The following is a 13,277-nucleotide window of genomic DNA, read 5'->3' as shown; positions in this document are numbered from 1 at the left end:
TTTTGAAACACCAAGACCACGAAGGACACGAAGAGCACGAAGGCGCCGTGGCGGGTGGATGGCGCGGTGCGAGGGGTGGAGCGCGCCTTTGGCGCGGGCGCGCTTCCCGTGTCATCCCGGAAAGCCCGCAGGGCTTGTCCGGGACCCATTGACGCCGCGCCTGACGAATGAGGCGCGGCCCTGCCGGGTGCTGCTCCATCCGCGGGGTGACATCAGCGGGTCATCCTAAGCTGGCGCTCTGGCCCCTCCCGGCCTATCTCAGACGCCTTGGCCGTTAGGAGCTCCCCATGTCGTTGAAGGTCGCCGTCCAGATGGACCCCCTCGAGGCCATCAAGATCGAAGGCGATACGACCTTCCTGATGATGCTGACGGCCCAGGCCCGCGGCCATTCGCTGTTCGTCTACACCCCCGACCGCCTGCTGCTGGAAGAGGGCAGGGTGCTGGCCCGCGGCCGTCCGGTCACCGTCAAGGACGTCAAGGGCGAGCACGCCAGCTTCGGCCCCTGGGAGCTGATCGACCTGGCCGAATTCGACGTCGTCCTGCTGCGCCAGGACCCGCCCTTCGACATGGCCTACATCACCTCGACCCACTTCCTCGACGTGATCCACCCCAGGACCCTGGTGGTGAACAACCCGGCCGAGGTGCGCAACGCCCCCGAGAAGCTGTTCGTCACCAGCTTCCCCGGCGTGCAGCCCCCGACCCTGATCACCTCGGACGTCGAGGCGATCTACGACTTCCGCGCCCGGCACGGCGACATCGTGCTCAAGCCGCTCTACGGCGGCGGCGGCTCGGGCGTGGCGCGGCTGCTGGCCGACGACCCCAACCTCGACGCCCTGCTCGACCTGCACCGCATGATCGGCCGCGAGCCGGTGATCGCCCAGAAGTTCATTCCCGCGGTCAGCAAGGGCGACAAGCGCATCCTGCTGGTCGACGGCCAGCCGGTCGGCGCCATCAACCGCGTGCCCAGCGCCGGCCAGATCCGCTCCAACCTGGCGGTCGGCGGCCGCGCCGAGGCGGTCGAGCTCACCGCCCGCGACCGCGAGCTCTGCGAGATCATCGGCCCGGAGCTCAAGCGCCGCGGCCTGATGTTCGTCGGCATCGACGTGATCGGCGACTACCTGACCGAGATCAACGTCACCTCGCCGACCGGCGCGCGCGCCCTGCAGCGCTTCACCGGGATCGATGCGACGGCGATTCTCTGGGACGCTATTGAAGCGGCCCGCACAACGGTTTAGGTTGCAACTCCAAGAGACACGCATAAGTCGCGGAATCGTCTCACTTTCCCTAAAAGTTCCATTTTTGTTCTTGATCCGACCCGCGCGGCGTGGTGGGCTTGTGGATAAGTTGAGCCATTTCTAGGGGTTGGCATGGCTTCCCGCGTCGTCACCGTAGCCTTTCAGGGGGTCGAGGCCCGGCGCGTGGACGTCGAGGTCCAACTGACCACCGGCGAGGTGAAGTTCATGCTGGTCGGCCTGGGCGACAAGGCCGTCGCCGAGAGCCGCGAGCGGGTCCGCGCCGCCTTCACGGGGCTGGGCCTGGCCATGCCCAGCCGGCGGATCATCGCCAACCTGGCCCCGGCCGACCTGCCCAAGGAGGGCAGCCACTACGACCTGCCGATCGCCCTGGCGGTCATGGCCTCCATGGGCGTGCTGCCGCCGGACGCCCTGGCCGAGTGGGCGGCGATCGGCGAGCTGTCGCTGGACGGCCGCATCGTCGGCGTCGCCGGCGCCCTGCCCGCCGCGGTGGCGGCCGGCGGCATGGGCCTTGGCCTCATCTGCCCCGAAGCCTCCGGGCCCGAGGCCGCCTGGGCCGGCGAGACCCGCGTCCTGGCCGCGCCGTCCCTGGTCGCGATCGTGAACCATTTCCGCGGAACCCAGATCCTGTCGCCGCCCCGGCCCGGCGCGATGATCGAGGGCGAGCGGGTCCCCGACCTGAAGGACGTCAAGGGCCAGGAGAACGCCAAGCGGGCGCTGGAGATCGCCGCGGCCGGCGGCCACAATCTGCTGTTCTCGGGGCCTCCGGGCTCGGGCAAGTCGATGATGGCCGCGCGCCTGCCCGGCCTGCTGCCGCCGCTGTCGCCGGCCGAGCTGCTGGAGACCTCGATGGTCCATTCGGTGGCCGGGCTGATCGCCAAAGGCGAGCTGACCCGCGCCCGGCCGTTCAGGACCCCGCACCACTCGGCCAGCATGGCCGCCCTCACCGGCGGCGGCCTGCGGGTGAAGCCGGGAGAGGTCTCCTTGGCGCACAACGGGGTGCTGTTCCTTGATGAACTCCCGGAATTTTCGGCCCAGGCCCTGGATTCCCTGCGTCAGCCGCTGGAGACCGGCGAGGTGGTGGTGGCCCGCGCCAACGCCCATGTGCGCTATCCGGCCAGGTTCCAGCTCGTCGCCGCCCAGAACCCCTGCAAGTGCGGCCTGGGCGGGGCCGGGCGCGGGGCCTGCGGGCGCGCCCCGCGCTGCCAGACCGACTACCAGATGAAGGTCTCCGGGCCGTTCATGGACCGCATCGACCTGCGGGTGGACGTGCCGCCGGTCACCGCCGCCGACCTCGCCCTGCCCGCGCCGGCCGAAGGCACGGCCGAGGCCGCCGCCCGCGTCGCCCGGGCCAGGGCGCTGCAGGCCGAGCGGGCCGGAACCGACGGCGCGCAGCTCAACGCCCGGGCCGAGGGCGATTTCCTGGAGAAGATCGCCGACCTCGACCCCGCCGCCCGCGCCCTGCTGGCCAAGGCGGCGGAGGCCGGCGGCCTGACCGCCCGCGGCTGGACCCGCACCCTGCGCCTGGCCCGCACCATCGCCGACCTGGAGGGCGCCGGCCCGGTGCGGCGCGGCCACGTGGCCGAGGCGCTGATCTATCGCCGCGCCGGCCAGGGCGCGGGTTTCGTCGGCGCCTGATCCCGGTCCGGGCCCTCAGGGCGCCCCCGCCGCCCGCCTCAGCAATATCCCTGATGGCGCGCCCAGGCGCCGGCCCGATACTTGGCCCTCTCCGACCGCGTCCGCGCCCGGGGAAGGACCTGGACATGCACCTTGGCCGCCATCCCGTCTTCGACGAGGCCCAGCGCGCCCGGGCCGCCAAGGTGCTAACCGCCGAGGTGGTGTTCTCGACCACCTGCGACACCATGATGACCGGGGTGCTGCTCACCGCCTTCGCCCTGCATCTGGGCGCGACCAACGCCCTGATCGGCATCCTCGCGGCGGTCGGCTTCTGGGCCCAGCTTCTGCAGGGGCCCGGCGTGATCCTCATCGAGCGGCTGCGTCGCCGCCGGGCGATCACGGTGGTCACCTCCCTCGTTTCGGCGATCGCGCCCGCCGTGCTGGCGGGCCTGGCCTTCGCCGCGCCGGGCGGCGCCGCGCAGGCGGGCTTCGCCGTCGCAGTCGCGCTCTACACCGGCGCCGGGGCGATAGGCGGCTGCGCCTGGAACGCCTGGGTGCGCGACGCCGTCTCCGATGACGAACGCGGACGCTTCAACGGCCGCCGCTCCAGCCTCTCCTCCGCCGTCGCGGTGGTCGCCGGCCTGCTGGCCGCCTGGGTGCTGGACAGCTTCCCCGAGGGCGACGCCGCCCGCCCGGCGGTCTTCGCCGGCCTGTTCGTGCTCGCCTTCCTGGCCCAGCTCGCCAGCGCCTGGGGCCTCTCGCGCGCGCCCGAGCCGCCGATGCCGCCGCCGCCCAAGCAGCCCGCCCGCCTGCTGCCCCTGCTGCGTGAGCCGCTGCGGCATCCCAACTACCGGCGGCTGATCGCCTTCCTGGCCAGTTGGCAGTTCGCGGTGAATCTCGCCCAGCCGTTCCTGACCGTGTTCATGCTCAGCCAGCTCGGCTTCAGCATGACCTTCGTCATGGTGGTCAACCTCGTCAGCCAGTTCGCCAACATGCTCTCGCTGCGGCGTTGGGGCGTGCTGGCGGACCGTTTCAGCAACAAGTCGGTGCTCAACGTCTCGGCCCCGCTGTTCGTCGGCTGCATCGCCGCCCTGGTGGTCGCCTCCCAGATCCACTCCCGCACCCTGGCCGGCGCCTATCTGGTCCTGCTCGCCCTGGTGATGGGCGTGGCCTCGGCCGGCGTCTCCCTGGCCTCCGGCGCCATCGCCCAGAAGCTCTCGCCGCCGGGCGCGGCCGCGTCGTTCCTGGCCGCCAACGCCCTCGTCTCGGCCGCGGCCGCCGGCAGCGCCGCCATTCTCGGCGGGCTCACCGCCGACGCCTTCGCCCAGCGCGCCCTGGCGCTGGCCGTGCAATGGGAAGGCCCGCACTACGACGCGGCGATGCAGTTCTCCATCCACCACTGGGACTTCTACTTCCTGATCTCGGCCTTGCTGGGGCTCTACGCCCTGCACCGCATGACCCTGGTGCATGAGGGCGGCGAGCTCGACCGCCGGACCATGCTCGCCCGGATGCGCCAGGATCGCCGGACCCGGCACGAGGACGCAGCGACCGATGCGGCGACGGCCGCTCCCTGGCACTTGCTGCTGCAGAACCGCGCCCAGCGGCGGCAACGGGCGCTCGACCGTTATCGCCGCGCGCACGGCTGACGCAGCCTCGGTGGCGCTTCAGGCGTCCCGACGCCCCGCCGGCCTCAGCGCGCCGGCTGCGCGATCAGCCGCCAGCGCAGGTGCGTCCCCACCGCCAGGGTGATCAGCACCAGATAGCTCCAGAGGATCAGGGCGGTGATGTAGGCCCGGGCCCGCACGCCCTCGTCGACGATGATCGCCGCGTGGGTGATCACCAGCAGCAGTTGGAAGGCGGCCGCCGGCATGATCCAGGTCCGGTCCGAGCGCACCACCAGGCCCAGCAGCAGGCCGAGGAAGACCACGTCCACCGCGAACACGCTCCACTGCGGATCGACCCAGTTCGTGCGGTTCTGCAGCGCGATGGTGGCCAGCCAGGCGATGACGTTGGTCACCGCCACCAGGCGCTCGACCCAGCCGCCCCGCCACCAGGCGTAGGTCGAGACGGCGAACATGGCGACGGCCCAGATCTGTTCGGGCAGAGAGCTGAGCACGAAAAAGGGGCCCTCAGGGGATGAGGGCCCCGATACTGAGGCTTACGCCGCAGGATGCAACTTCCGGGCGCCCCGGATTGGGTCTCAGGCGGCCGGGGCCACCCGCAGCCCGTGACGCAGCGAGGCCTGCGGCGGCTTCTCCATGCCGCCGTACATCACCGCGCCCAGGCCGATCTGGGTCTTGGCGGCGTCCAGCTCCTTGTGGGTCTCGCAGATGGCGCGGCGGGCCTGGGCGAGCAGGGCGATCGCCTCGCTGGCCCGTTCCACGGCGCCCTGACCGACCAGGGCCGAGAGGCCCGCATCGGTGCGCAGGCTCGGCATCACACCCGCCAGGCCGGCCGTCTTCGCCAGGGCGGCGTCGATGGCGGCTTCGGCTTCGAACAAACTCGCCGCGACTTGATCGGCGATCATACGACGTTGCTTGAGCATGAGAGGTCTCCTGGCGCGCGGCCGAACGCCGACGCCTTCTGTGCTTCTTGAGGTTAGGGAGAACAGGGCTAAGGCCCTGTTTGGAAATAGGATTAAATGAGACTCTGGAGGGCGTGCAGCCCCGCGAGCAGGGCCCCGAACGCCAGGGCCGCGACGATCGCGATCACGCCCACCAGCCCCAGTCGGGCGGCCGGCCCTAGGGTGCGGCCGGATACTCCGAGCCCGGCTGAAAGTCCTCGTCCAGCAGCGCCCAGCTCGTGCAGAGGATTTCCCGCAACACCATTTCGGGCGGCTTGAATTGCGACATCTTCCGCAAACCAGACATCAGGTCGCGGGCCATGGCCGCCTTCATCGGCGAATCCACCAGGTCCGCGAGCTGCCGTTCGAGCTGGCTCCAGGTAAAGCTCGGCACGTTCGCCTCGTGGCTCGGCGGGGCCGGCCAGCGGCGCTCGAACGCGGCCACCTCGTCCCGCATCCGCATCGCCCGGCCCACCGCCGCGCGGCGCTTCGTCGTCTCGCGGTCGGGGTGAAGATCCACCACCGACACCCTGGCGTCCGCCAGTTCTCGCAACCAGTCGCCCATCGACCCTGTCTCCTTGCTGGGCTTCATCAGCCCACGAGACGGGATCTGCGTCTGTCCTGATCGCGTCCTGTCCCGATCCGATCGGGACAGCGATCTCATGGTCGGCCAGGGCGCGGGCGGCGGCGTAGCGGTCGCCGACCCCCAGCTTGCGCCGGGCGCGGTCGCAATAGGTGTCGACCGAGGCCTTGGACATGCCCAGCTCGCGGGCGATCTGCTTGGAGCTGAGGTGCCGGTCGACCAGGCGCAGGCATTCACGCTCCCGGGGGGTCAGGAGCTCGACTGGGTCCAGGACGGTCTCAGACGGTGCGCGCATAGGACGAATACGTTAGCGACTCGCGTTACCGGCCGTCTACTTGTTATGGTGCGGCAGGCTTAACGCCGCGATAGAATATCCTAAGCGAGTGGGGAGGACAAAATGCCCCTCGATGACGCCATTGGGCCCGATCCCGTAGACATCGCCATCGGCGCCCGCATGCGCCTGCGCCGCAAATCCCTGGGCATCAGCCAGGGCGTTCTGTCCGAACGCGTCGGCGTCTCCTTTCAGCAGATCCAGAAGTACGAGCGCGGCGCCAATCGCGTATCGGGATCCATGCTCGTCGCCATCGCCGCGGCGCTCGACACCTCGGTCGGCTGGCTGGTCGGCGAGGAGGGCGGGCTGTCCGACGCCGCCGACGAGGTGATCCAGGCCCTGGCCCTGACCGGCGCCGTCGACCTGCTGGAGGCCTTCGCGGCGATCCCGCAGGCCTCGGCCCGCGCCGCCCTGGTCACCCTGGCCCAGGAAATGGCCGCCCTTTAGGGCCGGCTTGACCGCCCGTTAAGCCGGAGCCGGTAGACCCTGGGTCGATGACCCACGATCCGACCCGTGAAGCCCGCGTCAGCGCCGAGCAGCTCGCCTCGCTCAGCCATGAGTTCCGCACGCCCCTGAACGGCGTGCTCGGCATGGCCCGCCTGCTGGAAGGCACCGCCCTGACCGACGAGCAGCGCGCCTATGTCTCGGCCCTGCGCGAATCCGGCGAGCACCTGCTGGGCCTGGTCAACGACGTCCTCGACTTCGCGCGCCTGGGCGCCGACAAGATCGAGCTGCACCCGGCGGAGTTCGAGGTCGAGAGCCTGCTGCGCTCGGTCTGCGAGCTGCTGTCGCCGCGCGCCCAGGAAAAGGGCCTGGAGATCGCCTGGGCCGCCCCGGCCGGCGTCGGCCGGGCGGTGGCCGACGAGGGGCGCCTGCGCCAGATCCTGCTCAACTTCGCCGGCAACGCCGTCAAGTTCACCAGCCGGGGCGGGGTGCTGGTCACCGTCGCCGAGACCGCGGCCGGCCTGCGCTTCACCGTCGAGGATTCCGGCCCCGGCGTCAGCCAGGCCCAGCGCGAGACCATCTTCGAGGCCTTCGAACAGGCCAATCCCCTGCGCGACATGCGGCTGGGCGGCGCGGGGCTTGGCCTGGCCATCGCCCGCAAGCTGGCCGTCGCCATGGACGGCGAGGTCGGGGTCGAGACCGCCGGCCTGGGCGGCGCGGCCTTCTGGTTCGAGGCGCCGTTCGAGCGCCGGCCCGCCCGGGCCGAGCGCCCGCTCAGCCGCCGCACCGTGGCCATCGCCAGCGCCAACCCCATCGTCGCCGAGGCCGCCCGCCGCCAGATCGAGGCTTCCGGCGGCAAGGCCCTGCTCGCCGCCAGCCTGGACGAGGCCCTGGCCGCCAGCCGGCCCGCCGACGTCGTGCTGGTCGACCGCGCCCTGGCCCCCGAGCGGCCGCCGGCCAAGCGCTCGCTGCTGGTCATGCTGACCCCCGAGGAGCGCGGCCACATCGCCGAGCACCGCGCCGCCGGCTTCGCCGGCTACCTGATCAAGCCGCTGCGCCGCGCCTCCCTGGCCGAGCGCGTCCTGGCCGTCCGCCGCGAGGATCCGGCCCGCGCCGTCGAGGACGAGCGCGTCGCCCCCGCCGCGGCCCCCGGCGCCCGCATCCTGCTGGTCGAGGACAACCCCATCAACGCCCTGCTGGCCCGCACCCTGCTGACCCGCGAGGGCTGCCGCGTCGACCAGGCCGGCGGCGGCGAGGAGGCGCTGGCCGCCCTCACCGTCGGCGAGTACGACCTGATCCTGATGGACATGCGCATGCCGGGCCTGTCGGGCCTGGAGACCGCCCAGCGCCTCCGCGCCCAGGGCGTGCGCACGCCGGTCGTCGCCCTCACCGCCAACGCCTTCGAGGAGGATCGCCACGCCTGCCTCGCCGCCGGCATGGACGACTTCCTGGTCAAGCCGCTGACCCCCGACGCCCTGCGCGCGGCGCTTGGCCGCTGGACGGGCGCCCCCGACTGGACGGAAAAGCCGGACCACGCCAAGGTCGGCTGACGCGGGGGGCGGCCCCCGCGCCAGTGCGGGGAAGCCCCTTATGACCACCGAGACGCAGGCCCCCGACGCCGGCAGGAAGCCCGGCACGCTCCAGGCCCTGGCCGTCTATCTCGAGCGCCGCTCCCTGGTCATGCTGGCGCTGGGCTTCGCCTCGGGCCTGCCCAACCTGCTGATCTTCGACACCCTGTCGGCCTGGCTGCGCGACGCGGGCCTGTCGCTGGAGGTCATCGCCTTCTTCGGCCTGGCCACCCTGGCCTATTCGCTGAAGTTCCTGTGGGCCCCGCTGGTCGACCGCGCCAAGGTTCCGGTCGTCACCCGGTGGCTGGGCCACCGGCGCTCGTGGATGCTGCTCTGCCAGGGGCTGATCGTGCTCGGCCTCTGGCTCATCGCCGGGACCGACCCGGTCAGCAGCCTTGGCCTCATGGCCCTGTTCGCCGTGCTGGTCGGCTTCGTCTCGGCCACCCAGGACATCGTCATCGACGCCTGGCGGATCGAGGCGGCGGTCACCGAGAAGCAGGGGGCGATGGCCGCGGCCTACCAGTGGGGCTACCGCATCGCCATGATCGTCGCCGGCGTGCTGCCGCTGGCGCTGTCGGAATACGCCGGCTGGAACACCTCCTACGCGATCATGGCCCTGCTGATGCTGATCGGCGTGCTCGGCGTGTTCGGCGCCCCGCGCGAGGCCCAGCACGAAATCCGCGCCATCGACACCGGCGACATCCCGCCCGCCCCGGCGCGCGATGGCCTGGAGTGGGCCGCGCGGCTGCTGCTGTTCGTGCTGGGCGGCGTGGTGCTGGGCTCGGGCCTGGCCGGCAACGCCGCGATCCTCGCCGCCGGCTTCCAGGCCCTCGGCCTGGCCGGCGCGGCGGCGCAGGTCACGACCCTCTGGGAGGCCAAGCCCTGGGGCGTCTTCGCCCAGCTCGCCGGCGTCGTGCTCGGCGCCCTGGTGATCTTCTTCGCCGCCCGCCCGGCGCCGGGCCTGAAGACCCGCCCCGGCCGCTATCTCAGCGTCGCCCTGGGCGAGCCGCTGGCCAACTTCTTCGCCCGCTACGGCAAGGCCGCCGGCCTGATCCTGGCGCTGATCTGCGTCTACCGGCTGAGCGACTTCGTGCTCAACATCATGAACCCGTTCTATCTCGACATGGGCTACACCAAGATCGAGATCGCCGAGGTCCGCAAGGTGCTGGGCGTGGTGATGTCGGTGCTGGGCGTGGGCCTCGGCGGCTTCTGCATCGCCCGTTTCGGCCTGATCCGCTCGATGGTGGTCGGCGCCTTCGCCGGGCCGGTCTCCAACCTGGTCTTCGCCTGGCTGGCCGTCCAGGGGCCGCAGCTCTGGGCGCTCAGCGTCGCCATCGGGATCGACAACATCGCCTCGGGCTTCGCCGGCACCTGCCTGATCGCCTACATGTCCAGCCTGACCGGCCAGGGCTTCACCGCCACCCAGTACGCCCTCTTCTCCTCGCTCTACGCCCTGCTGGGCAAGCTGGTCGCCTCGCAGTCGGGCCGCATCGTCGAGGGCGCGGCGGCGATCGCCGACGCCGGCGGCCTGTTCGCCGCCTTCACCCCGCTGTTCGCCGGCCTGCCGCCGGAGACCTTCGCCAACGCCATGCAGAAGTCCGGCGTCACCCCCGCCGCGCTCGGTTCGGGCTACGTGACCTTCTTCATCTATTCGGCCCTGCTCGGCGTCATCGGCATCGTCCTGGCCTTCCTGGTCGCCCGCCTCAGCCCGCAGCCGGCGGAAGGGTAGCCCCCGCGTCGTCGGTTCGCGCCTGACTTCGACAATGAGGCGCGGCCGCTCTGCAGATTCGGGACACTAAGGACACGAAGGCGCCGTGAGGGTGGCTGGCGCGTTGCGAGGGGTGGAGTGCGCCTCTGGCGTATTTGCTGCGGGCCTGCTTCGCGTGTCATCCCGGAAAGCCCGCAGGGCTTGTCCGGGACCCATTGACGCCGCGCCTGACGAACGAGGCGCCGCCCCGCCGCATCCTCATCCATCCGGTGTTCATGGGTCCCGGTCTTGCTGCGCAAACCGGGATGACACCTGCCTTTTCTCTCCCAAGGGGGGGTGGGTTTGCCTTTGGCGCCTTTGTCGCGAGCTTGCCTCTCGCGTCATCCCGGAAAGCCCGCAGGGCTTGTCCGGGACCCACTCGCGCCGTGCCTGACGAACAAGGCGCCGCCCTTTGGGCCGGTCAGGACGTCCGCAGGCAGATCACCTGCGCCACGCGCAGGTCGCGGCGCAGGGTGTCGGCCACCCGGCCGTAGTTGTCGGTGGTGATCGGCTCGCCGACCGCGAACTTGTCGGCCCGCTTGTGGGTCGCCGAGAGCGCCGCCAGCACCGTCTCGGGCGAGGTGGTGTAGATCCGGCCCCGGCGCGGGCTTTCCGCCACCGTCACCCCGATCACCCGCCCGGCGCGGTCCAGCACCGGCGAGCCCGACAGCCCGGCCAGCGTGCCCTGCAGGCCGTCGGTGCGGCCGGTCTCGGCCCAGACCAGCACCGGCTCGGTGCGCGCCCCGCGGCCGCGGACCTCCAGGTTCTCGCGGCCCAGCAGGCGCGAGGTCGCCTCCCCCGGCTCGCCCTGCGGATAGCCCGGATGGAAGGCCCGGTCGCCCCGGCGCAGTTGCTGATCGAGGCCCAGCGGCAGCGGCGGCGCCCCGCCCTCGGTGGTCAGGATGGCGGCCTCGCCGCGCGGATCGATATGGACCCTGGCCTCGACCCCGCGCCCCTCGGCGACCACAATCGCCGTCTGGGTGCAGCCGTCGACCACGTGGCGGGCGGTGATCCAGACCCCGGCGTCGGAGACGGAGAAGGCGGTGCCCACGCCCGGCTCGGCCTTGCCCGGCACGTCGACCACCACCTGCGGGTCGAACGGCGAGGCGGGCCCCAGCGGCAGGCCCTCGCCCCCCGCCACCGGCGGCGGCGGCGGCGGTGCGTCGGCCCGCTCCTGGCGGCCGACCGCGGCGATCAGCAGCGCCAGGACCACCGCCAGATAGACCAGCCAGTCTGGAAGCCGGGGGAAATGCATCGGCCCGATCGGATCAACCGGCCATCGCTGCGGCGATGATGATGGCCGTGGCCAGCTTGGCGCCGACCAGCAGGGCGGCGGCGGCGATCTCGCCCTCCTGGATGCGCTGGGGCAGGCCGTGCAGCGCCAGGTCGACCAGCCGGAAGATCAGCAGTTGCAGGGCCACGCAGGCCGCGCCCCACATCCCGATCTCCAGCGCCGAGGTCGATCCGGCCAGCGACGCGGCCAGCGGAATGGCCAGGCCCACCAGCACCCCGCTCAGCGACAGGGCGGCGGCGGAGTTGCCCTCGCGGATCAGGGCGATCTCCCGATGCGGCGTGAGCAGGACATAGATCACCACGCCCAGGAACAGGATCGCCGCCGTCACCCCGATGTGCATCAGGGCGACGGGGAAGCCGTTGGCGAAGGCCTGGATCTCCGGCGACTGCAATTGCGGCATGGAACCCCGTCGGCTGAACTCTAAAAATGGCGCCGCATGGTTAGCACGGACCGGTGAAACCTAGGCAATGGCCTCGGCGTCGCCCGCGGCCAGCCTGCGCCGGGCGCTGGCCCGCAGCTTCTCGCTCTCGCTCTTGAGCTGCCCGCAGGCGGCCAGGATGTCGCGGCCGCGCGGCGTGCGGATCGGCGAGGCGTAGCCCGCCCGGTTGAGGATCGCCGCGAAGCTCTCGATCGCCCCCCAGTCCGAACAGCCGTAATTGGTCCCCGGCCAGGGGTTGAACGGGATCAGGTTGATCTTGGCCGGGATGCCCTTGAGCAGCTTGACCAGGGCCTTGGCCTCGGCCGGACTGTCGTTGACGTCCTTCAGCATCACGTACTCGAAGGTCACGCGGCGGGTGTTGGACAGGCCCGGATAGCCGCGGATGCCCTCCATCAGCGTGGCGATGTCGTACTTCTTGTTCAGCGGCACCAGCACGTCGCGCAGGTCGTCGTTGGTGGCGTGCAGCGAGATCGCCAGCATCGCCTGGGTGCGCTCGCCCAGGGCCTTCAGCTCGGGCACGACGCCCGAGGTCGAGACCGTGATCCGCCGCCGCGAGATGGCGATGCCCTCGCCGTCGGCGATGATGTCGATGGCGTCGGCGACGTTGTCGAGATTGTAGAGCGGCTCGCCCATGCCCATGAACACGATGTTCGAGAGCCGGCGGTCCTCCTTGGGGCTCGGCCATTCGGCCAGGTCGTCGCGCGCCACCTGCACCTGGGCGACGATCTCGGCCGCGGTCAGGTTGCGCACCAGCGCCTGGGTGCCGGTATGGCAGAAGGTGCAGTTCAGCGTGCAGCCGACCTGGCTGGAGACGCACAGCGCCCCCGAGCGGCCGACATCGGGAATGTAGACGGTCTCGACCTCGATCCCCGGGGCCATGCGGATCAGCCACTTGCGGGTGCCGTCCTTGGACACCTGGCGCTCGACCACCTCGGGCCGCGCCAGGGTGAAGGCCTGGTCCAGAGCCGCGCGGGTCTCCTTGGCCACGTCGGTCATGGCCGCGAAATCGGTGACGCCATAGTGGTGGATCCAGCGCCAGAGCTGGCTGGCCCGCATCTTCGCCTTGTCCGGGCGCACCACCTCGGCGGCGACCAGCGCGTCGGCCAGCGCCTTGCGGGTCAGGCCCGAAAGGTTCGGTTTGACGGCGACGGCCGCGACCGGCCCGCGCGAAAGATCAAGGGTGACGCCCAAGGGGAACTCGCTGTCTGGAAGACCGCGGAATATAGGGCGCCCCCGCCCTTACGCCAAATGAACGCCCCTGCGGCCGATTGGGAGCCGGCCCGCACGGCGGTCCGAGCGCGAGGGCGACCGCGCAAAGCCCGGCGTCGGCGCCATGAATCTCGAACACCAAGCAGCTTGCGCCAAACGCTGCCGGAGAAAAAGCAGGTGTCATCAAGTCAGTTGAGTTTTTGGGGCTGTTAGGTCTCTGAGGACGGCG

12 protein-coding genes and 1 pseudogene are annotated in these 13,277 nt (G+C 71.3%); 6 read left to right on the top strand and 7 right to left on the bottom strand.

What is annotated here, in order from left to right:
• The first annotated feature begins 287 nt into the window (after nt 1–287).
• From gshB to RTL41_RS20725, 3 genes are all read left to right on the top strand, one after another.
• Nucleotides 288–1,235, top strand: coding sequence for a glutathione synthase (gene gshB, locus RTL41_RS20735; RefSeq protein WP_312167303.1), 948 nt, complete (start codon nt 288–290; stop codon nt 1,233–1,235).
• Nucleotides 1,236–1,367: 132 nt separating this feature from the next.
• A complete protein-coding gene (locus RTL41_RS20730) occupies nt 1,368–2,891 on the top strand; it encodes a YifB family Mg chelatase-like AAA ATPase (RefSeq protein ID WP_312167300.1) in 1,524 nt (507 codons plus the stop codon).
• 125 nt (nt 2,892–3,016) lie between these two features.
• Nucleotides 3,017–4,516: an MFS transporter gene (locus RTL41_RS20725; protein WP_312167297.1), complete on the top strand. Its 1,500-nt coding sequence runs from the start codon at nt 3,017–3,019 to the stop codon at nt 4,514–4,516.
• A 44-nt stretch (nt 4,517–4,560) separates the two neighbouring features.
• Here RTL41_RS20725 and RTL41_RS20720 read toward each other — a convergent pair whose 3' ends face one another.
• The 4 genes and pseudogenes from RTL41_RS20720 to RTL41_RS20920 form a co-directional block, all read right to left on the bottom strand.
• Nucleotides 4,561–4,986: a hypothetical protein gene (locus RTL41_RS20720; protein WP_312167295.1), complete on the bottom strand. Its 426-nt coding sequence runs from the start codon at nt 4,984–4,986 to the stop codon at nt 4,561–4,563.
• 84 nt (nt 4,987–5,070) lie between these two features.
• Nucleotides 5,071–5,415: a hypothetical protein gene (locus RTL41_RS20715; RefSeq protein ID WP_312167293.1), complete on the bottom strand. Its 345-nt coding sequence runs from the start codon at nt 5,413–5,415 to the stop codon at nt 5,071–5,073.
• Between the two features lie 196 nt (nt 5,416–5,611).
• Nucleotides 5,612–5,998 (bottom strand): hypothetical protein, encoded by a 387-nt coding sequence (locus RTL41_RS20710; protein ID WP_312167290.1) that lies wholly within the window; start codon nt 5,996–5,998, stop codon nt 5,612–5,614.
• A gap of 124 nt (nt 5,999–6,122) precedes the next feature.
• Nucleotides 6,123–6,311, bottom strand: a pseudogene (locus tag RTL41_RS20920) (response regulator transcription factor); the annotation flags it as partial.
• Between the two features lie 102 nt (nt 6,312–6,413).
• Here RTL41_RS20920 and RTL41_RS20705 point away from each other — a divergent pair.
• The 3 genes from RTL41_RS20705 to RTL41_RS20695 are packed head-to-tail and all read left to right on the top strand — an operon-like array spanning nt 6,414 to nt 10,088.
• Nucleotides 6,414–6,794 carry a helix-turn-helix domain-containing protein gene (locus tag RTL41_RS20705; protein WP_312167287.1) on the top strand — a complete coding sequence of 127 codons (381 nt, stop codon included), beginning with the start codon at nt 6,414–6,416 and terminating at the stop codon, nt 6,792–6,794.
• 47 nt (nt 6,795–6,841) lie between these two features.
• Complete coding sequence (locus tag RTL41_RS20700) at nt 6,842–8,341, top strand: response regulator (protein ID WP_312167285.1); 1,500 nt, start codon at nt 6,842–6,844, stop codon at nt 8,339–8,341.
• 40 nt (nt 8,342–8,381) lie between these two features.
• The gene (locus tag RTL41_RS20695; RefSeq protein WP_312167283.1) at nt 8,382–10,088 is read left to right on the top strand and encodes an AmpG family muropeptide MFS transporter; all 1,707 of its coding nucleotides are present in this window, start codon (nt 8,382–8,384) and stop codon (nt 10,086–10,088) included.
• A 439-nt stretch (nt 10,089–10,527) separates the two neighbouring features.
• Here RTL41_RS20695 and RTL41_RS20690 read toward each other — a convergent pair whose 3' ends face one another.
• Genes RTL41_RS20690 through rlmN form a run of 3 tightly spaced genes read right to left on the bottom strand, consistent with a single transcriptional unit; the run spans nt 10,528 to nt 13,030 of the window.
• A complete protein-coding gene (locus tag RTL41_RS20690; RefSeq protein WP_312167281.1) occupies nt 10,528–11,361 on the bottom strand; it encodes a serine protease in 834 nt (277 codons plus the stop codon).
• 13 nt (nt 11,362–11,374) lie between these two features.
• Nucleotides 11,375–11,800, bottom strand: a complete 426-nt coding sequence (locus tag RTL41_RS20685) for a DUF350 domain-containing protein (RefSeq protein ID WP_312167278.1) — start codon at nt 11,798–11,800, stop codon at nt 11,375–11,377.
• A 60-nt stretch (nt 11,801–11,860) separates the two neighbouring features.
• Nucleotides 11,861–13,030 carry a 23S rRNA (adenine(2503)-C(2))-methyltransferase RlmN gene (rlmN, locus tag RTL41_RS20680; protein WP_312167276.1) on the bottom strand — a complete coding sequence of 390 codons (1,170 nt, stop codon included), beginning with the start codon at nt 13,028–13,030 and terminating at the stop codon, nt 11,861–11,863.
• Nucleotides 13,031–13,277 lie beyond the last annotated feature (247 nt).

Source organism: Phenylobacterium sp. (assembly GCF_031984885.1).
In the GTDB taxonomy this organism is placed as follows: Bacteria; Pseudomonadota; Alphaproteobacteria; order Caulobacterales; family Caulobacteraceae; genus Phenylobacterium.
The sequence above is the reverse complement of the archived record's forward strand: the minus strand, read 5'-3'. Positions and strand labels throughout refer to the sequence as shown.

Excerpts from the sequence above, each read along its gene's own strand:
- gshB (WP_312167303.1), top strand. The coding sequence starts at position 288 with ATGTCGTTGAAGGTCGCCGTCCAGATGGACCCCCTCGAGGCCATCAAG.
- RTL41_RS20730 (WP_312167300.1), top strand. The coding sequence starts at position 1,368 with ATGGCTTCCCGCGTCGTCACCGTAGCCTTTCAGGGGGTCGAGGCCCGG.
- RTL41_RS20725 (WP_312167297.1), top strand. The coding sequence starts at position 3,017 with ATGCACCTTGGCCGCCATCCCGTCTTCGACGAGGCCCAGCGCGCCCGG.
- RTL41_RS20715 (WP_312167293.1), bottom strand. The coding sequence starts at position 5,415 with ATGCTCAAGCAACGTCGTATGATCGCCGATCAAGTCGCGGCGAGTTTG.
- RTL41_RS20710 (WP_312167290.1), bottom strand. The coding sequence starts at position 5,998 with ATGGGCGACTGGTTGCGAGAACTGGCGGACGCCAGGGTGTCGGTGGTG.
- RTL41_RS20705 (WP_312167287.1), top strand. The coding sequence starts at position 6,414 with ATGCCCCTCGATGACGCCATTGGGCCCGATCCCGTAGACATCGCCATC.
- RTL41_RS20700 (WP_312167285.1), top strand. The coding sequence starts at position 6,842 with ATGACCCACGATCCGACCCGTGAAGCCCGCGTCAGCGCCGAGCAGCTC.
- RTL41_RS20695 (WP_312167283.1), top strand. The coding sequence starts at position 8,382 with ATGACCACCGAGACGCAGGCCCCCGACGCCGGCAGGAAGCCCGGCACG.
- RTL41_RS20690 (WP_312167281.1), bottom strand. The coding sequence starts at position 11,361 with ATGCATTTCCCCCGGCTTCCAGACTGGCTGGTCTATCTGGCGGTGGTC.
- RTL41_RS20685 (WP_312167278.1), bottom strand. The coding sequence starts at position 11,800 with ATGCCGCAATTGCAGTCGCCGGAGATCCAGGCCTTCGCCAACGGCTTC.